16 protein-coding genes are annotated in these 18,863 nt (G+C 71.3%); 6 read left to right on the plus strand and 10 right to left on the minus strand.

All coding sequences use genetic code 11. The features are described 5' to 3' along the window. The first annotated feature begins 7 nt into the window (after nucleotides 1-7). Entirely contained in the window at nucleotides 8-979 is a 972-nt protein-coding gene (locus ACM9LD_RS19405) for a magnesium transporter CorA family protein (RefSeq protein ID WP_415678198.1), read from the plus strand. On the opposite strand, the gene ACM9LD_RS19410 is transcribed toward ACM9LD_RS19405, so the two are convergent. From ACM9LD_RS19410 to ACM9LD_RS19440, 7 genes are all read right to left on the minus strand, one after another. Beyond that, a complete protein-coding gene (locus ACM9LD_RS19410) occupies nucleotides 957-3,092 on the minus strand; it encodes an MMPL family transporter (protein WP_415678199.1) in 2,136 nt (711 codons plus the stop codon). The genes ACM9LD_RS19405 and ACM9LD_RS19410 overlap by 23 nt on opposite strands. After that, nucleotides 3,089-3,925, minus strand: a complete 837-nt coding sequence (locus ACM9LD_RS19415; RefSeq protein WP_415678200.1) for a GNAT family N-acetyltransferase — start codon at nucleotides 3,923-3,925, stop codon at nucleotides 3,089-3,091. Before ACM9LD_RS19415 ends, ACM9LD_RS19410 begins: the two co-directional genes overlap by 4 nt. After that, nucleotides 3,922-5,202 carry a SidA/IucD/PvdA family monooxygenase gene (locus tag ACM9LD_RS19420; RefSeq protein ID WP_415678234.1) on the minus strand — a complete coding sequence of 427 codons (1,281 nt, stop codon included), beginning with the start codon at nucleotides 5,200-5,202 and terminating at the stop codon, nucleotides 3,922-3,924. Before ACM9LD_RS19420 ends, ACM9LD_RS19415 begins: the two co-directional genes overlap by 4 nt. A gap of 132 nt (nucleotides 5,203-5,334) precedes the next feature. Beyond that, nucleotides 5,335-8,040, minus strand: coding sequence for an MGH1-like glycoside hydrolase domain-containing protein (locus ACM9LD_RS19425; RefSeq protein WP_415678201.1), 2,706 nt, complete (start codon nucleotides 8,038-8,040; stop codon nucleotides 5,335-5,337). Nucleotides 8,041-8,214: 174 nt separating this feature from the next. After that, nucleotides 8,215-8,937: a pirin family protein gene (locus ACM9LD_RS19430; RefSeq protein ID WP_415678202.1), complete on the minus strand. Its 723-nt coding sequence runs from the start codon at nucleotides 8,935-8,937 to the stop codon at nucleotides 8,215-8,217. A gap of 26 nt (nucleotides 8,938-8,963) precedes the next feature. Further along, a complete protein-coding gene (locus ACM9LD_RS19435) occupies nucleotides 8,964-10,052 on the minus strand; it encodes a 2,3-butanediol dehydrogenase (RefSeq protein WP_415678203.1) in 1,089 nt (362 codons plus the stop codon). A gap of 86 nt (nucleotides 10,053-10,138) precedes the next feature. Then, complete coding sequence (locus tag ACM9LD_RS19440) at nucleotides 10,139-10,630, minus strand: Lrp/AsnC family transcriptional regulator (protein ID WP_415678204.1); 492 nt, start codon at nucleotides 10,628-10,630, stop codon at nucleotides 10,139-10,141. Between the two features lie 117 nt (nucleotides 10,631-10,747). Here ACM9LD_RS19440 and ald point away from each other — a divergent pair, with 117 nt between their 5' ends. Beyond that, nucleotides 10,748-11,863: an alanine dehydrogenase gene (ald, locus tag ACM9LD_RS19445; protein ID WP_415678205.1), complete on the plus strand. Its 1,116-nt coding sequence runs from the start codon at nucleotides 10,748-10,750 to the stop codon at nucleotides 11,861-11,863. A gap of 23 nt (nucleotides 11,864-11,886) precedes the next feature. Here ald and ACM9LD_RS19450 read toward each other — a convergent pair whose 3' ends face one another. Next, on the minus strand, nucleotides 11,887-13,767 hold the full coding sequence (locus tag ACM9LD_RS19450) for a putative nucleotidyltransferase substrate binding domain-containing protein (RefSeq protein WP_415678206.1): 1,881 nt from the start codon (nucleotides 13,765-13,767) through the stop codon (nucleotides 11,887-11,889). Between the two features lie 142 nt (nucleotides 13,768-13,909). Between ACM9LD_RS19450 and ACM9LD_RS19455 the strand changes: the two genes are divergently transcribed. From ACM9LD_RS19455 to ACM9LD_RS19465, 3 genes are all read left to right on the plus strand, one after another. Beyond that, the gene (locus tag ACM9LD_RS19455) at nucleotides 13,910-15,421 is read left to right on the plus strand and encodes an amino acid permease (RefSeq protein ID WP_415678207.1); all 1,512 of its coding nucleotides are present in this window, start codon (nucleotides 13,910-13,912) and stop codon (nucleotides 15,419-15,421) included. Nucleotides 15,422-15,588: 167 nt separating this feature from the next. Then, nucleotides 15,589-15,876 (plus strand): hypothetical protein, encoded by a 288-nt coding sequence (locus ACM9LD_RS19460; protein WP_415678208.1) that lies wholly within the window; start codon nucleotides 15,589-15,591, stop codon nucleotides 15,874-15,876. 79 nt (nucleotides 15,877-15,955) lie between these two features. After that, entirely contained in the window at nucleotides 15,956-16,960 is a 1,005-nt protein-coding gene (locus tag ACM9LD_RS19465) for a glycerophosphodiester phosphodiesterase family protein (protein ID WP_415678209.1), read from the plus strand. 13 nt (nucleotides 16,961-16,973) lie between these two features. Here the strand turns inward: ACM9LD_RS19465 and ACM9LD_RS19470 are convergent, their stop codons facing one another. Next, nucleotides 16,974-17,819 carry an alpha/beta fold hydrolase gene (locus tag ACM9LD_RS19470; protein WP_415678235.1) on the minus strand — a complete coding sequence of 282 codons (846 nt, stop codon included), beginning with the start codon at nucleotides 17,817-17,819 and terminating at the stop codon, nucleotides 16,974-16,976. 59 nt (nucleotides 17,820-17,878) lie between these two features. Between ACM9LD_RS19470 and ACM9LD_RS19475 the strand changes: the two genes are divergently transcribed. Next, complete coding sequence (locus ACM9LD_RS19475; RefSeq protein ID WP_415678236.1) at nucleotides 17,879-18,475, plus strand: TetR/AcrR family transcriptional regulator; 597 nt, start codon at nucleotides 17,879-17,881, stop codon at nucleotides 18,473-18,475. A 30-nt stretch (nucleotides 18,476-18,505) separates the two neighbouring features. On the opposite strand, the gene ACM9LD_RS19480 is transcribed toward ACM9LD_RS19475, so the two are convergent. Next, nucleotides 18,506-18,862, minus strand: a complete 357-nt coding sequence (locus tag ACM9LD_RS19480) for a hypothetical protein (protein ID WP_415678210.1) — start codon at nucleotides 18,860-18,862, stop codon at nucleotides 18,506-18,508. Nucleotide 18,863 lies beyond the last annotated feature (1 nt).

Raw genomic sequence — 18,863 nt, forward strand, 5'->3', positions numbered from 1 at the left:
TGCTCCCATGGACGTGACCATCCGGACCTTCGTGGGTGATGCGGACGACTGCTTCGACGTCGTCCACCACGCCGCGACGGACGCCGCCACGCGGGCCCTGGCGGCACCGTCGGGCCTGATCTGGGTGGACGTGCTCGACCCGACCGAAGCGGAGTTCGCGCCGTTCGTCGAGACGATGGGCCTCGACAAGCTGGCCGTCGAGGACGCGCTCACCGTTCACGAGCGCCCGAAGTCCCTGCGCTACGGCGAGATCATGTTCGTCACCGCCTACACGATCGCCGAGGACGGCACCACCAGCCGGATCTCGCTGTTCCTCTTCGAGCACGGGGTGCTGACGGTGCGCCTCGGCCACGGCTTCCCCGTCGACGAGGTCGCGGAGAACATCTCGGACAACGCGGATCTGCTGCAGTACGGCCCGAAGTCACTGGAACTGATGCTGCTGGACGCCGTGGTCGACGGCTACACGGCCCGGATCACGACCGTCGACGAGCGGCTCGACGACGTGGAATCGATCCTGTTCGACGGCCGCTCGAGCGACCGGGTCTCCCAGATCACCTTCGACCTGCACAAGCAGGTCGGCGATCTGCGCCGCATCGTGCTGCCGATGCGCGACGTGGTGGGCTCGGTGTTGCGCCGGGTGTCCGCGGCGCCCGATCTGCACCAGCTGCTGCCCTACGCCGAGGACGTCTACGACCACACGATGCGCGCCGCGGACTGGACGGAAGGGCTGCGCGACAACGTGGAATCCGTGCGCTCGACCAACCTGGCCCTGGTGGACAACCAGCTCAACACGGTGATGAAGAAGCTCACCAGCTGGGCCGCGATCATCGCGGTGCCCACCGCCATCACCGGATACTTCGGCCAGAACGTGCCCTACCCCGGATTCGGGAAGGAGTGGGGCTTCTGGCTGAGCCTGCTGACCATGATCGCCCTCGCGGGCGGCCTCTACGCGGCGTTCAAGCGCCGCGGCTGGCTCTGAATCCGGGCCACCAGTTCGCGGTGCCCGCGATCCGCATGAACGCGGGCAGCAGCACCAGCCGCACCAGCGTCGCGTCGAGCAGAACGGCGATGGCGAGGCCCACGCCCAGCATGCGCATGAAGGACACCTCGGAGAAGCCGATCGCGGCGAAGACCACGGCCATGAGCAGCGCGGCGGCGGTCACCACCCGCGCGGTGCTCGCGATGCCGCGGGCCACGGCCTCGTCGTTCGCGGCGCGGTCCCGGCCGGGCAGCCCCTGCCACTCCTCGCGGATCCGCGAGAGCAGGAAGACCTCGTAGTCCATCGACAGTCCGAAGGCGATGCAGAACATCAGCACGGGCATGTCCGCGATGAGGTGCCCGGTCACCGTCGTCCCGAGCCCGCCCAGGTGCCCCTCCTGGAAGATCCACACCATCGCCCCGAAGGTCGCCGACAGCGAGAGCACGTTGAGCACCAGCGCCTTGAGCGGCAGCAGCACGCTGCCCGTGAGCAGGAACAGCAGCAGGAAGGTGGTGATCGCGATCGCCACCAGGACCCGCGGGACCGCCCCGAGGATCGAGTCGACAGCGTCCCGATCGGCTTGGGCCGCACCGGCGAAGAGCGTCGGGGCGGGCGCGGGCACCGCGCGGAGCGCGTCCAGCTGGGTACCGCCGGCCGCCGACCGCGGGTCGTGCTCGCTCGCCACCGTGACCAGGCGCGCGAAGCCCGCCCGGGCCGCCGGATCCCCGTCGGCGACGCGGGTGCCGCGCAGCCACGTCCCGTCCGGCCCGACCACGGGGCCCGTGCCCGCGGTCCGGGACAGCTCTCGGGCGTAGTCCTCGGTGCCCGACGGTGCGCCCTCGGGGAGCAGGATCAGGACGTCGGCCGTGGGATTCGGCTGGAAGCCGCTGCGCAGCTCGTCGCCGACGGCGTGCGACGAGGCGGTGGTGGGCAGGGTCCGGTCGTCGGGGTAGCCGAGCTTCGCGCCGAGGAAGGGCGCGCCGAGCGCGACCAGCAGCGCCACCACCGCGATGCCGAGTGGAACCGCCCGGCGTTGCACGGCTTTCACCGCCCGGTACCAGCGGGAATCGTCCGTCGGCCGCGGGCCGCGGCCCACCCGGAGCCGGTCGATGCGGTCGCCCAGCAGCGTCAGGATCGCGGGCGTCACGATCAGGGTCGCGACGGCGGTGAACCCGACGACGACCAGCCCGGCGTAGGCGAAGGAGCGCAGGAAGTACATGGGGAACAGCACCATCGCGGCGAGGCTGAGCCCCACGGTGATCGCGGAGAACAGGACCGTGCGCCCGGCCGTCGCCATGGCGGTCACGAGCGCCTCGTCGCGGCCGCGTTCGGGCACCTCCTCGCGGTACCGGCTCACCACCAGCAGGGTGTAGTCGATGGCCAGCGCGAGGCTCATCGCGGTGATGAGGTTGAGCGCGAACACGGAGACGTCGGTGGCCTCCGCGACGAGCCGCAGCAGCCCGGAGGTCGCGATGATCGCCGCGATCCCCACCACCACGGGCAACGCGGCCGCGACGAGCCCGCCGAACGCCCACACGAGGACGAGGAAGGTGAGCGGCAGGGCGATCAGCTCGGCCCGGACCAGGTCCTTCCCGGATTGCTCGTTGATCTGCAGGTAGGTCATGGCCTCGCCGCCCGCCTCGACCCGCACCCCGTCGGGCGGGCTCGGCAGGCCGTCGACGATCGCGCGGGCGTGGTCGGGTGCGTCCCCGGTGCCGCCGGTCAGGCTCGCGACCACGAGGCCGGTGCGGCCGTCCGCCGACGTCAGGCGCGCCGCCGCGGCGGGATCGGTCCAGGCGGAGGCGGCGGACTGCACCGCGGGTGCGCGCCGGACCGCGTCCGTGATCGCGCGACCGTGGTCCGCGGCGGCGGGCGCCGCCTCCGGCGTCAGCGCGCGCACCGTCAGCACGAGCGAGGACCCGCCGCGCCCGAAGTCGCCCTCCAGGCTCTCCTGCGCGCGGGCGGATTCGGCGGCGGGGTCGGTGCTGCCGCCGCTGCGGAGCGCGCCGCCGACCCCGGCGCCGAACACGCCCAGCACGATGAGCAGGAGCAGCGACGCGGCGAGAACGGCGCGGGGGCGCGCTGCGACGGCGCGGGTGAGGCGGGCGATCACAGCGCTGCGAGGAAGGAGCGGACCTCGTCGAGGCAGCCGGCCGCGCGCATCCGCTCGTCCTCGAACAGGACCAGGAAGTCGGCCATCTCGAAATCGGGGTCGTACGAGGGCATGCCGCAGATGATGCCGCCGTACCGGACGGCGATGCGGATCGTAGGCGGCACCAGGTCCTCATCGGCGCCCTCGGGCCGCGGGAGCTCGCCGATGGGGACACCGTCGACGACGACGGGCCGGATGGGATCGGCGCGCACGGCGCCGTCGGCGAGCGCGTCGTTGTCGGTGAGGAATCCGAGGGCCGCGCGGACCAGCGCGGCGCGGGGGTGCACCCCGTCCTCCATCCGCACGGACATGCAGCCCATCGCGTACCGGAATCCGGCACGCTCGTAGAAGGCGAGCAGCGCGATCCGCAGCAGCACCGAGACCACGCCGCCGCGGTAGCCCGCCGCGATCGTGGCGCGGCCCCACTCGGCCACGTCGTCCGCCATCGCCGCGAACGCCGGGCTGAGACGGAACATGCTGGTGGTGAACACCTCCCGCTGCCCGCTCGGCGCGGGAAGGATGATCCGGTAGCAGCCCACGATCTCGTCGGTCGGGTCGTGCCGCACGAGGAGGTGGGCGCTGTAGTCGTCGAACCGGTCCACGTCGATCGGCCGGCCGAGGCGCTCGCTGATCACGGCCCCGGGCAGCGGGGCGCCCAGCTCGGTGGAGAAGGCGTCGTACCGCAGGGCCTGCGCGCGTTCGATGTCGCGCGGGTCCTCGGCGACGAAGACCGTGAACGGGGTGCGTTCGGTCGCCGCGAAGAGCACGGTGCCCGCCGGTGTGCGCGTGGTCATGGCGACTCCTCCTGGTGCAGCGCGCGGGCGATCTCGCCCGCGCGGACGGCCACGTTGGACAGCAGCGTGGTCCCGAGCCCGTGGCCCGGGAGGTCGGCGCCCTGCACGTAGAGGCCCGGCACCTCGACGCCGTCGATCACGGCGCGGTGCGAGCGGGCGACGTGCAGGTCGGCGCCCGGCGGCGCGATGCCGTCCAACCCGGTGAGGCCGCCGGGCCGGAACCCGGTGGCGCAGACCACGGCGTCGAAGGTCGCCGCGGTGCGCTCGCCGGTGGTGAGGCGGCGCAGCTCGGTCGCGACGCCGCCGCCGGGTGCGGCGTGCGCGGCGACGACCTCGCTGGTGCGGTGCACGCCCAATCGGCGTGGGCCGCCGACCTTCTGCCGGTACCAGCGGTCGTACAGCTCGCGGGTCAGTGCGTGCTCGACCGCCGCGTAATTGGTGTTGCCGTGCCGATGCAGGAGCGCCTCGCGCGCCTCCGGCGGCGCGACGGCGAACTCGTCGACCACGTCCGGATCGAAGACCTGGTTGACGAAGGGACTCTCGTCCACGTCCGCGAGCCCGAAGCCGTGGAACGCGAGGTCGACGCGCGCCCCCGCGTCGTGCAGGTGCAGCGCCACCTCCGCGGCGGACTGGCCGCCACCCACCACGAGGAAGCGCCCGCCCGCGACCCCGTCGGAGAGATCGCGCTCCAGTTCGCCGAGCCGCGGGACGAGGTCGATGTTGTGGAAGACGCGCCGCGGGTCGAGCCCGTCGGTCCACGCGGGGAGGACGGGGCGCAGGCCGCGCGCCACGACCACCGACCGTGCGCGGGTGACCCGTTCGTCTCCATCGGGACCGTGATGGGTGACGGCGAACCGCGGGCCGTCGGCGCACCGGGCGAGGCCCGTCACCATGCGGCCGTACCGCACCTGGTCGGCGAACGACGCGGCCGCCCAGGCCAAGTAGTCCGCGAACTCGGCGCGCTCGGGCGTGAGAACGGCGCGGTTGACGAAGTCCACGAGCCGGTCCCGCGCACCGAGGTACGCGACGAAGGAGAACGGACTGGCCTGGTTGCGCAGCGTCACCAGGTCCTTGAGGAAGCTGATCTGCATCGACGTGCCCGGCAACAGCATTCCCGGGTGCCATGCGAAGGCCTCGCGGCGCTCCAGGAACCGCACGGAGCGGATCCGGTCCGGCGACTCCGCGAGCGCGATCGCCAGCGCCAGGTTGGCGGGTCCGAATCCGACCCCGAGGACGTCGACGACGTCGCCGTCGTCCGTTGGTCCCGTCGTCCGCATCACGCCCTTCCCCAATCGATTCGGGGCGGGTGGCTGGCATCCGCCTGAACGGATCGTAACCCTGCAAAGATCCTGTACACCGTACTTGATGCCAGATTTTTCACGCTTTGCAGTGTGAAATTTCTCCAGCCGTCAGGCCACCGGAGCGCGCGGGGGTTCCATGGGGAGACGGGGGTTGTGCAGGTGCGCGACGAGGCCCGTCCACCCGGTCTGGTGGGTCGCGCCGAGGCCCTCGCCGGTGTCGCCGTCGAAGTACTCGTAGAAGGTGGGGTGCTGCGCCCAGAGCGGGTTGTCGCTGCCCTCGATCCGCCCGGCGTCCGCGGGGCGACGGGCGCCGCCACCGTCGGCCCGCGCGACGGGGCGGAACAACCCGACGAGGCCCTCGTCGATGACGTCGGCCGCCTCCTCCAGCGTGCACAGGTTGTCGGAGCCGGTGGGGATGGCGATGGTGAAGTCCTCACCGAAGTGTCGGCCGTACGTGCGCAGCTTGTCGGCGAGCAGCACGTTCACCGGGAACCACACCGGCCCACGCCAATTGGAGTTGCCGCCGAACATGCCGGTGGTCGACTCGCCGGGTTCGTACTGGATGGAGACGGTGTTCCCGTCCACGTCCTCGGTCACCTGCTGCTCCGCCTTGGACAAGGAGCGGATGCCGTAGGGCGCCAAGAACTCCGCCGGGTCGAACATGCGCTCCAACACGCGGCGCAGCCGGTCGGGGCTGACGAGGGAGAGCAGCATCCGGCCGTCTCCGGCGCCGTCGGCCGCAGCGCCGGAGAGCACGGGCTCCACGAGTTCCGGCCGGCGGGAGCGCAGCCAATTCAGGCGCGCGGTCACGTCGGGGCACTCCTGTGCCACCCACGTCGGCACGTCGGTGGCGCCCAGCAGCGGGAGCAGCCCCACCATGGAGCGCACCCGCATCGGCAGGGCGCTGCCGTCGGGCCGGACGAGCACGTCGTAGAAGAAGCCGTCCTCGTCGTCCCACAGCGAGAGGCTGTGCGAACCGAAGTTGTACGTCGCCTTGGAGATCTGCAGGAAGTGCTCGAGGAACTTGGTGGCGCAGTCCTGCCACACCGGGTCGTGCCGGGAGAGCTCGATGGCGATCTTGAACATCTGCTGGCAGTAGAACGCCATCCAGCTGGTGGCATCGGACTGCTCGAGCCGGTAGCCGGGCGGCAGCGGCGCGGACCGGTTGAAGAAGCCGATGTTGTCCATACCGAGGAAGCCGCCCTCGAAGACGCCGGCGTCGTCGGAACCCTTGCGGTTGACCCACCAGGAGAAGTTGAGCAGCAGCTTGGTGAAGACGCGGACGAGGAAATCCTGGTCGCGCCAACCGTCGATGCGGTAGACGTGCCACGCCGCCCAGGCGTGCACGGGCGGGTTGACGTCGCCGAACTCCCATTCGTACGCCGGCAGTTGGCCGTTCGGGTGCATCGCCCACTCGCGACACATGAGCACCAGCTGTTCCTTGGCGAACTCGGGGTCGACGTGGGCCAGCGGGATGCAGTGGAAGGCCAGGTCCCAGGCGGCGAACCACGGGTACTCCCACTCGTCGGGCATGGAGATCACGTCCGCCAACGAGAAGTGCTTCCAGGTGGTGTTGCGGCGGCCCGGGTCGGCCCGCTCGCGCGGCGACGGGTCGACCGCGGGATCGCCCTCCAGCCAGGACTCCACGTCGTAGCGGTAGAGCTGCTTGTTCCACAGCATGCCCGCGTAGGCGCGGCGAGCGACGGCCCGGTCCTCGCCCTGCACGTCCGGGTGGATCACGGTGCCGTAGAACTCGTCCGCCTCCTCGCGCCGGTCGGCGAACACGGCGGCGAACCCCGGGCCGAAGGTGTCCAGCGACGGTGCGGTGCGCGAGAGCCGCAGCCGCACCGTCACGCTCTCCCCCGCCGGGACGGGCGCGAAGCGGTACCAGATGGCCACCTTCGTCCCGCGACTCTCCGGGTTGACCGCCGACTCGTCGCCCTGGACGACGCGCCGGGTGATCCCGTCCTTCGGGTACGGCGAGGCGTTCTGCGCGGCACCGAAGAGCTCCACCGCGTCGGTCTCGTTGTCGCAGAACAGGAGCTGTGGGGACCCCTCGGCCGCGAGGTGGTACTCACCGAGCCACTGGTGCGTCACGCGGACGGCCTCGAGGCCGCCGGCCTGCGGCGACTGCACGTGCGTGATCTCGCCGCGCCGCTCGTCGTGCCCCCAGGCCCACGTGTTGCGCAACCACAGCTGCGGCAACAGATCGAGCGGCGCGGGCGACGGACCGTGGTTGACGGCCTCGATCTCCACGCAGATGTCGTCGGGCGCGGCCTTGGCGTAGCGCACGTGCACGTCGAAGAAGCGGTTGTCGGCGAGCACGCCGGTGTCGGCGAGCTCGTACTCGCGCTGCGTGCGGTCGCGTGCGGCGTTGCCGTCACGGAGTTGCTGGTACGGGTACTCCGCCTGCGGGTACCGGTACATCCAGTGCATCCAACTGTGCGTGGGCGTCCCGTCGACGGGCCACCAGTACTCCTTGACGTCCTCGCCGTGGTTGCCCTGCTCGTTGGTGAGGCCGAACAGGCGCTCCTTGAGGATGGGGTCGTTGTGGTTCCACAGGCCGACGGCCAGGTTGAGGAAGCCGTAGCGGTCGCAGATGCCGCCGAGCCCGTCCTCGCCCCACCGATAGGCGCGGCGGTGCGCCTGGTCGAAGCCGAAGCTGGCCCACGCGTCGCCGCTGCCGCTGTAGTCCTCCCGGACGGTGCCCCACTGGCGCCCCGCGAGGTAGGGGCCCCACAGGCGCCACGGTCCGTCGGGCCCCGGGCTCTCCGCGAGGCGGCGGTGTTCGGCGGTGGATTCGGTGGTCTGCACCGGAGAATCCTCCTACACCGCGGGCCGCGCCGCAGGAGGTGGACCGAGCCGAAGGCGAACGGGCTCGAACGGGCATTCCCGGGACTCGGGCGTCCGCCTCACGAATTCGAGTTCTGCGCGGGTGCACGTGCTCCTGAGCACACGCGCGCCGCCAGAAGCCGACATCGTGAGCGATCAGCGCGCGGAGACCGCCTGTGCGTGCATCTCCCAGAACAGGATCTCGGCGGGCTCGGTGGCGGTCGCCGTGAGTGCGCCGGTGTGGACCGTGCGCAGCGCGTCGCCCTCTGCGAGCCGGTCGTCGCCGACGGCGACCGAGCCGGAGACGACGAAGAGGTGGCCGTAGGGCGCCGGCGGCAGGACCACCGACTCCCCTGCCGCCAGCCTGGCCGCGTGCAGCGCCGCGGCGTCGTTGTTGATCACCACCGCCGGATCGCGGCCCGCGATCCCCGAGGCGACGAGGACCAGGCCGCGCCCGTCGAGCGGGACGTCGGCGGTGCGGTACTCGGGCTCACCGCCGGGCTCGTTGGGCGGCAGCCACATCTGGACGACCCGGGCTACCACGCCGGTGGAGCGCGGGTTCTGCTCGCGGTGGTTGACCCCGCTGCCCGCGCTCATGGCCTGTACCTGGCCGGCCCGGACCAGGCCCGTCTCGCCGGACGAATCGTCGTGGTGCACCTCCCCAGCGATCACCCAGGTGACGATCTCGGCATCGCGGTGGAAGTGCCGGTCGACGCCCGAACCGGGGTCGATGAGGTCGTCGTTGTGCACGAGCAGCTGCCCGTGCGCGTTCTCGCCCAGATCGAAGTTGCCGGTGAAGGGCATCGACTGCCGCGTGTAGATCCCCTCGCCGCGCCAATGCGTGCGGTCGGCGGCCGGGACGATCCTGCTCTCGCTCACCACGACAGCGTAGGCCGGTGCCGCCGTCAGACTTTCGCGGGCAGGCCCGCTCCCGACGGCGAGACGAGGATCTTCACGGCGGTCTCGTTGTGGTGCAGCAGCGTGTCGCAGCCGACGGTGACCAGCTCGTCGAGGCCGATCCTCCCGGTGATGAACGGCGCCAGGTCGACGGTGCCGCTCTCGACCAACGCGATCGTCTCGGCGTGGTTGTTCACGTAGGCGATGGTGCCGCGCATGTCGATCTCCTTGAGCACCAGCTTCTGCATGTCGACGCTGCCCGGGTGGCCCCAGATGGAGACGACCACGAGCACGGCCTGCGGCCGCAGCGCGTCGAACAGGGTGTCCAGGGCGGGCTGCACCGAGGTGCACTCGAAGCCGACGTCCGCGCCGCGGCCGCCCGTGAGGCCCCGGACCGCCTCGACCACATCGACCTGCGTGGGGTCGAAGACGTGGTCGGCGACGCCGGTGTCCGCGGCCCGGCTGCGACGCAGGGAGCTGGGCTCGCTGATCGCGACGGTGAGCCCCTTCGCCTTGCACACCGCGGCGGTGAGCAGACCGATCGGCCCCGCGCCCGTGATGAGGGCGAACGCGCCCGCGCCGGCGCCGGAGCGCTGCAGCGCGTGGTACCCCACGGCGAGGGGCTCGATGAGCGCCGCCTGGTCCAGCGGCACGTCCTTCGAGACCCGGTGCACCCAGCGGCGTTGCACGACGATCCGCTCCGAGAGCCCGCCGCCGCGGCCGCCCAGCCCGATGAAGTTCATGTTCGGCGAGAGGTGGTAGTCGGTGCTGTCCGGCCCGGTGTCCACGCCGTCGGCGATGATGTACGGCTCGACCACCACGTGGTCCCCCACCCGCAGGTCGTCGACACCGGCGCCGACCGCGGCGACGACGCCGGACATCTCGTGCCCGATCGTCAGGGGCGCGGCCTCGCCGCTCACCGGATTCGGATGGCCGCACGGGGGCACGAAGATCGGGCCGTCCACGTACTCGTGCAGGTCGGTCCCGCAGATCCCGCACCACGCGACGTCGATGGCGACGGTGCCGTCCGTCACGACGGGAGCGGGGACGTCCTCGATCCGGACGTCGTTGCGGTCGTAGTAGCGCGCTGCTCGCATGGGATTCCTCCGGTCGTCGACGTGTGATCCATCCCACAGTCGCCGCGGTCCGTGCGCCCCGTCGATCGTTGCAGCGGGTTGCACACCTACAGCGGCGCCGATCCGCGGACGTGCTCGAAGACGAGCGAGGTGTTGGTGCCGGCGACCTCCTCGCGGGCGCTGAGATATTCGACGAGGTGCCGCAGGTCGTCGGTGTCGACGGCCGCGACGTGGAGGAGGTAGTCGTCACCCCCGGCGAGGAAGTACGCGTCGATGACGGGCGGCAGGTCGATCACGGACTCCACGAACTGCCGGATCCGGTGCCGGGCCGTCGACCGCAGCGTCACGGAGATCATGGCGCGCAGCGGTCGCCCGACGGCCGCCGGATCGACGTCGGCGTAGAAGCCGCGAATCACACCCGCGTCGGTGAGTCGTCGGACGCGGGTGTGCACCGTGGACGGGGCCAGGCCGACCTCCTCCGCGAGGGCGGCGTTCGAGACCCGCCCGTCCCGCTGGAGCACGAGCAGGATCCGCCGGTCCGCGTCGTCGAGCAGAGGTCGACGATCGTTCGACGATGGTGGGCGATACGCCGTTCTCACAGAATGTACGTCAGCCAACTTCGACCCTTTCAGAATCTTCTTCCGTGTGCTTGATCGGTTCTCGATGTTTCTTCAGACTATGTGACACAAGCCACCTTCGCCTGACAGGAGCACACGATGCGCGTCGGAATCCCCACCGAGATCAAGAACAACGAGTACCGCGTGGCGATCACGCCCGGCGGTGTCGCCGAGCTGACCCGTCGCGGCCACGACGTGCTGATCGAGGACGGCGCGGGCGTCGGGTCGGCGATCAGCAACGAGGACTTCGCCGCAGCGGGCGCCCGCATCGTGGCCACGGCGGACGACGTCTGGGGCGAGGCCGACCTGCTGCTCAAGGTCAAGGAGCCCATCGAGCCCGAGTACGCCCGGATGCGCGCCGACCAGACGATCTTCACCTACCTGCACCTGGCCGCGTCGCGGCCGTGCACCGATGCGCTCCTGTCGTCGAAGACCACGTCGATCGCCTACGAGACGGTCCAGCTCCCCGACGGCTCACTCCCCCTGCTCGCCCCGATGTCCGAGGTGGCGGGTCGGCTCGCCCCGCAGGTCGGCAGCTACCACCTGATGCGCTCCAAGGGCGGCCGCGGCGTGCTCATGGGTGGTGTCCCCGGCACCGCGCCCGCGAAGGTCACGGTGCTCGGCGGCGGCGTCTCCGGCATCAACGCCGCGCAGATCGCCGCGGGCATGGGCGCGGACGTCACCGTGTTCGACCTGGACGTGCGCAAGATGCGTGCCGTCAACGCCCAGTTCGGCGGCCGCGTGCACACGAGCTACTCCACCTCGCTCGCGCTCGAGGAGGCCGTCGTCGAGTCGGACCTGGTCATCGGCGCCGTGCTGATCCCGGGCGCCGCGGCGCCGAAGCTGGTCTCCACCGACCTGGTGCATCGCATGCGGCCCGGCGCCGTGCTCGTCGACATCGCGATCGACCAGGGTGGCTGCTTCGCCGACTCGCACCCCACCACGCACGACGATCCGACCTTCACGGTCGGCGAGACCGTCTTCTACTGCGTCGCGAACATGCCGGGCGCCGTGCCGCGCACCTCCACGTTCGCGCTCACCGGCGCCACCCTGCCCTACGTGCTGCGCATCGCGGACAAGGGATGGAAGGCCGCGTGCTCCGAGGACGCCGCCCTCGCCGCCGGCCTCTCCACGCACGACGGCGTGCTCCTCAACGCCGGAGTCGGCGAGGCGCTGGGCATCGAGTCGAAGGCACCCGAGGCCGTCCTGGCCTGAGCCGTGAGCTCACCGGTGCCGGTTCACCATTCGCCGGCGTCGAGGTACTGCGCGAGGTTGGCCATGCGGCGCTGCACCGCGGCCACCTCGCGCACGCACTGCTCGAGGAGCCCGCGGTCCAGGGACGACATCCGCCGGATGGACAGGACGTCACCCGGCGCGCGACCGGCGCCCATCTGCTGCACCTGATGCTCCATGCGGAGTCGCTCGAGGATCGAGAAGGCCTCGCGCAGCACCTCGGCGGAATCATCGGGCAGCACGGGCGAATCCGCGCCCGCGGCGAGCCGGTTGCGGGTCTGCAGCTTGGTGGAGCCGCGGCTCAGCGCGGCCCACCGGGCGATGTTCACCACCGGCACCAGCGCGTGCGCCTTAATGTCGAAGGTGCCGCCCCGCAACGAGATCACGTCTCGCACGGAGCGCAGCCGCGCCTTGGCGGTGAGGGCCTCGCGCAACATCAGGATGAAGGCACGGGGATGCTCCGAGAGATGCTGGTAGACACCGGCCACGGGTTGCAGGGTCAGGTCGCCCCACACGGGGCGGCCGTCCACCAGCAGCGAGGCCATCATCATCGCGTTGTTCGACAGCGGCGCATCGATCCATTCGCCGGCCGCGTACAGCCACTCCGACTCGGTGCGGCAGAAGCGGGTCTGCGCGGCGACCGCGCCGTTGGTGTCCGACGGGATGCCGCACTCCTCGAGCCGCGCGTGGACGGCGGCGGCCAGTGCGAGGGCGGCGGACCGTCGGACCTCGATCTCCTCCGCCGAGGCACCGGGCAGGTCCTTGAGGATGATCGCGCTGTCGACGTCGGAGCTGGGCACCACCTCGCGGCGCGAGACGCTCCCGAGCGAGAGCCAGGTGAAGTCGCCCTCCTGCAACTCGGGATGCACCGGCAGTTCGAGCTCGATGCACCGGCGCACCATCGCCTCGATCGCCACGGCCGCGACGCCCGAGATGTGGCGGACCGGGGCCTGCTGTCCCCAGAGCACGGGGAAGATCTCGCGGATCGTCGCGCCGATCTCGGGCAGTTCCGCCGCCTCCGCGCGCTCGATCCGGCGCTGCAGCGCGAACGTGGACGTCGTCGGCACCGTGAGGAAGTCGACGTCCTGGACGACGCCCCGCACGGCCGCGTGCTCGTCGAGCACCGCCATGTAATGGAGCTTGCGGTCGAGCATCTCGATCAGCACGTCGGACGACAGCGCGGTCTCCGGAACGGCGGCGAGCGGCGCCGTCATCACCGCGGTCACGGGATCGGTGACGGGGCGCCCGACCGAGATCACCCGCGCCCGCAGGTCGTGGTCGGTGACGATGCCCAGCGGCTCCCGGGCGGCGTTCTCGACGAGGATGTACCCGGACTTCGCGGCCGTCATCGCCGTGGCGGCCTCCTGCACGGTGACGGTGGGCGGGCAGATGACGGGCGGGCGCCGCACGATCTCGCCCGCGGTCCGCTCGCGCACCTCCTCGGCGGAGACCGCCGTGGTCGGCTTGGCGAGCTCGGTGGCCAGGAAGGCCGCGCCGGCCGGCGTGGAGAACATGTCGCCCACCGCCCACGCGGGCAGGCGCAGCAGCGTGACATCGGAGAGGGCGACGGCGCGAGGCCCGCCCTTCGCGCCCACCAGGATGACCACGTAACCGAAGACCCCGCCCGGACCGACCACCTCGTCGACGTCGCCCACGTCGGTCGGCGACGCCGACGGGAAGTTCCACACCCCGACCCGGCCGGCGAGCACCACGAAGGCGTGGTCGGGCGAAGCGGACAAACCGTCCAGGATCGTCGCGCCCTCGGCGAACTCGCTGATCGACGATTCGGCCGCCAGACGTGCGCGAACGTCGTCGGGCAGGCCGTCGAAGGGCGCGTGTCCGGAAAGGAAGGCGAACAGCTCCCCGAGGTCCGAGAAGTCGGTCATGGACCTATGTTTACACGTCGACGTCGATCGACATCCCCAAGTCATCTCTCGGTAACGCGTCCGCGGAAGCGTTGCGAGGTCTACATTCCCATCCAGCGCACAACCCCATGCGCACCGATACGTCGAGGAGAAAGACTCATCCATGACGCATTCCGTCGATAAGTTCGCGGCCGAGCAGGAGGGCTACAAGCAAACCCTCGGTCGGCGACACGTGCAGATGATCGCCATCGGCGGCGCCATCGGCACGGGCCTGTTCCTGGGCTCCGCCAGCCGCCTCAACAGCACGGGCCCCGCCCTGCTGTTCAGCTACGCCTTCGTCGGCGTGATCGCCTTCTTCCTGATGCGCGCCCTCGGCGAGCTGGTGCTCTACCGCCAGAGCTCGGGCGCCTTCGTCTCCTACGCCCGTGAGTTCTTCGGCGAGGCCGCGGCCTACGCCGCGGGTTGGCTGTACTGGATCTTCTGGGCGCTCACCGGCGTCGCGGAACTCTCGGCCGTGGCGGTGTACGTCCGGAAGTGGTGGGAGCTGCCCAACTGGGTGTCGGTGATCATCGCGCTCGCCGTGGTCCTGGTGATCAACCTGCTCTCGGCGCGTGCCTTCGGCGAGTTCGAGTTCTGGGCGTCCGTGCTCAAGGTCGGCGCCATCGTGATCTTCCTCGTGGTCGGCCTCGTGATCGTGATCGGTCAGGTCACGGTGGGCGACGGCGACCAGGCGCACAAGGCCGGGATCTCCAACCTCTGGTCCAACCCCGGCGGATTCTGGCCGCACAGCGACACCTTCGGGTGGATCGCCCCGATCGTGGTGATGTCCGGCGTCGTCTTCGCCTACGCCGCCATCGAGATGGTCGGTATCGCAGCCGGCGAGATGCAGAACCCGCAGCGCGAGGTGCCCAAGGCCGTCAACTCGGTGATCCTGCGTATCGCCGTCTTCTACTGCGGCTCGATCTTCCTCCTCGTGTGCATCCTCCCGACCAGCCAGTACGGCACCCGGAACGCCGAGGGCGACCTGGAGTCCCCGTTCGTCACGGTCTTCGAGCGCATGGGCGTCAGCTGGATGGCGACCCTCATCAACGGCGTGCTCATCGTCGCCGCCATGAGCTCGCTCAACGCCGGCCTGTACACCACGGGCCGCATGCTCCGCAGCCTCGCCGCCAGCCGCGAAGCACCGAAGATGTTCATGAACATGAGCAAGTCGGGCGTCCCGGCGACCGGCATCATCGTGACGTCGATCTTCTACGTGCTCGGCGCCGTGCTCAACGCGCTCGTCCCCGGCCACGCCTTCGACATCGCCCTCGAGGCCTCCGCCATCGCGGTCGTCGGTGTGTGGAGCCTGATCTTCCTGTGCCACATCCGCTACCGGAAGCTCTCGGACGCGGGCATCGTCACCAAGAGCCCGTTCCGCGCCCCGCTCGCGCCGTTCATGAGCTACGTCGGCCTGGTCTTCCTCTTCCTGGTCCTCGTCGGCATGGCCTACTCGGGCTACAAGTCCGACGGTGGCTTCTGGGACAAGACGAACCTCATCGTCGTCATCCTGGGCATCCCCGCTTTCGTCGCCATCCTGGCCATCGGCTGGTTCGCCGTGAAGCCGAAGGTGCTCGAGCACACCGGTGGCGACCTCGCGCCCACCTGGTCGCTCAAGGACGCGACGAAGAAGTAGCGCACGATCCTCGGACGCCCGCCGGAACCCCGGCGGGCGTCCGTCGTCTCTCGGGACCGAGGCGGGACGAGGCTGCGACCGGACGCGGACCCGACGGTGACGGGCCGCCCCTAGCGTCGATAGCGGCCGCCCGCACCGGGCGCGGCGGCTCGTCACCAGGGAGAACCATGTCGATCCTCATCGCCGGCGGACGCCGGCTGCTCCTCGCCGCCGTCGCCGCAGCCGCGCTGGGCGTCCCGTTCGCGGGTGCGGCCCACGCTGCACCGCTCGCGCCCGCCGCACCGGGGAAGCCCGGCGCGCCCGCACCGCACCCCGTGTCCGGCGCCGCTCCGGGAAAGCCCGCGCCGCCCGCGCCCGGTTCGCCCGTCCTCCGCGCTCCGGGGGCGCCCGCACCCGCGGGGATTCCCGCGCCGGACACCGCGCCGGGTGCTCCCGCGGCACCGCCGCTCGCCTGATCGCGCTTTCCGCCCGCGGCGCGCCCGCGGCGCGCCCGCCGTTCACCCGCGATTCATCGTGTGCGATTACGTTGCCGCCATGACCACGCGCTCCCGTACCCTGTCCCGCGTCGCCGCGCTCGCGGCGGCCGTCACCGTCGTGCTGGGCGGTGGGGCGGTCGCCGCCCCCGTGTGGGCGGCCCCGTCGGGCTCGTTCGACCTGCAGTCGCACCGCGGCGGGCGAGGCGAGCATACCGAGGAGTCGCTGTACGGCTTCGCACGTTCGCTCGAGCTCGGAGTGACCACGCTCGAGCTCGACGTCGTGCTCACCAAGGACGACGTGCCGCTGATCTGGCACGACCCGGCGGTGCAGGCGGACAAGTGCACCGACACCGCGCCCGCGACGCCCGGCGACAAGCAGTTCCCCTACGTGGGCAAGACGATCCACGACCTCACCTACGCCCAGGTGCAGACGCTGGTGTGCGCGAGGAAGCTGGCGAAGTTCCCGGCGGCGAAGGTCGTCGAGGGCAATCGGATCGCGACGCTGCCGCAGCTCTTCGACCTGGCCGCGCAGTACCGGGGCAACACGGTGCGATTCAACATCGAGACCAAGATCGAGGCGGAGGAGCGGTCGAAGTCGGCGGAGCCGGCCGCCTTCGTCGCGCAGATCCTCGGCGCCGCGCGCCGCGCGGGAGTGCTCGATCGGATCGCGGTCCAGAGCTTCGACTGGCGGTCCCTGCCGCTGGTGCGGGCGCAGGCGCCGTCGGTGCCGCTGGTGGCGCTGTACGACGCGACGACGTGGAAGAAGGGCTCGGCCTGGCTCGGCCCGGTGAGCTTCGAGCGATCCGGCGGCGACGTGGTCCGGGGCGTGAAGGAGGCGGGCTTCGACGTGCTCTCCCCCGACTTCGAGCTGTCCGACGCGAAGACCGTCGCCGCGGCGCGCGCCGCCGGCCTGACGGTCATCCCGTGGACCGTCAACGAGGAGAAGGACATGCGCGCGCAGCTCGCGCTCGGTGTCGACGGCATCATCACCGATTACCCCACGCGCCTGCGCGGCGTGCTCGCTGCCGCCGGCAAGCCGCTCCCCCGGGCGTACGCGAAGTAGGCCCGGACGAGGGTCACTCCTGCGGCGACGTGGTCGGCGCGCCGAGGAAGGCCGCGAGCTCGGCGGCGACGGCGTCCGGACGGTCCATCATCGCGAGGACGTAGGAGTCCGGCAGCTCGACGAGCCGACCGCGCGGCAGCAGATCGGCGAGCCGGCGGCCGTGCTCGCGCGGCATAACCGTGCCGTCGGCGATCCAGAGGACGAGGGCGTCCCCGGTGAAACCGCGCAGCGCCTCGGTCTGCCGCGTCAGGACGGCGCGATCGAACGGCGCGCGGGCGTGTTTGAGCAGGTCGCGGCGGATCAGCGGGTCCTCGATCGCGGGCCGGGTCCAGGCCCGCATGGTCGCGTCCGGGATGGCGCGCGCCATGCGCCCGAAGAGGATCGGCAGGCGCCGCACTGCGCCGATCCGCATGGCCCGCAGGCCGAGGGCGAGGCCGGGGAGCCGGGCGGCGACGGTGGCCGCCTTGCCGGGGAGGCCGGGCGGGAAGTTGTCGAAGGCGGTGCTCGGCAGGATAACGAGGCGCCCGATCCGCTCGTCGCGGCCGAGCGCCGTCAGGAGCAGGCCGCCGCCCCAATCGCTGTGCACGAGGGTGACGTCGCGCAGGTCGAGCGCCTCGAGGAAGTCCGCGATGAGGTGTGCGATCCCGTCGTTCGACAGGTCCGCGTCGGTATTCAGCGGAATCGGATGGGCGCCGAGCGGCAGGTCGGGCAGCAGGTAGCGGTGCCCCTCGGGAAGGAGCGGCAGCACGGCGTTCCACACCGTGTGGTCCATGAGTAGGCCGTGCAACAGGACGACCGGCGGGCCGTCGCCGAACTCCTCGTAGTGGACCCGGCCCGCGGGGACGGAGACCTCCGGCATTCCCATCACCTCCATTGGAGCGAACGCTCTAGAGTGGCTGCTCTAGAATCTAGAGCGTGATGGTCGACCGGTCAATGCCCACCCGAGAGCGCCTCGTCGCCGCGATGGGGGAACTCCTGCGCCGCCAGGGTTACGGTGCGACCACCGTGAAGCAGCTGACCGAGGCCGCCGGCGCCACGATGGGCTCGCTGTACCACCACTTCCCGGGTGGGAAGCCCGAGGTCGCCGCGGCTGCGCTGCGCTCCTCCGGCGCGGCGTACATGGCCCTCCTGCCCGCCCTGCTCGACGGCGCGCCCGACCTCGAGGACGCGATCCCGGGGGCGTTCGCGCTGGCCGCCGAGCACATCGCGGAGGCGGGCTGGATCACGATGTGCCCCGTGGGCACCGTCGCGGGCGAGGTCGCCGATTCCGAGCCCGAGGTGGCCGCCGCGGCGGCGGAGGTCTTCGCGGACTGGATCAGTGGCGGTACCGCGTACTTCGTGGCGCGCGGGCTCGACGACGTGGCGGCGCGGGAGCTGACGCTCGCGGTGCTGAGCTCGCTGGAGGGCGCGTTCATCCTCGCCCGGTCGCTGCGCAGCGCGGCTCCCCTGCTGGCGGCGGGATCCGCGCTGCGCGAGCACGTTCGGCTCGCCATACCCTCACCCGAGCAGGCGTAGCGCCACTGGCGACGACGACACGCTCACGGCTCAGCGCGCATCGTCGGACGACGTGCTGGGATCATCGGGACGTCCCCGCCCGTCGTTCCAGCGATCAGGTCGCACGAAGTCGATATTCATGCGCAGCGCCATCGCCACCCACAGGAACGGGACGGCGACGACGGCGAACGTCACCCCACCCGGGAACGGCCACGTCGCGACGACCACCAGCCCGGTCGCGGCCGCAAGTCCCCAGTACACGGACCGCGCGACACGGAAATGGGGCGACGACCGATCGAAGTAGCCGGTACCGATGGCGAGGAACGTCAACGCGCTCGCGATGACGAAACCCGCTCGCTGCACGCCGGGCCACGAGTCCCAGCCGCCTGCAGCGAGGAAGTGCGTCATG

It is taken from the genome of Tsukamurella hominis, assembly GCF_965137015.1.
Lineage (GTDB): Bacteria > Actinomycetota > Actinomycetes > Mycobacteriales > Mycobacteriaceae > Tsukamurella > Tsukamurella hominis.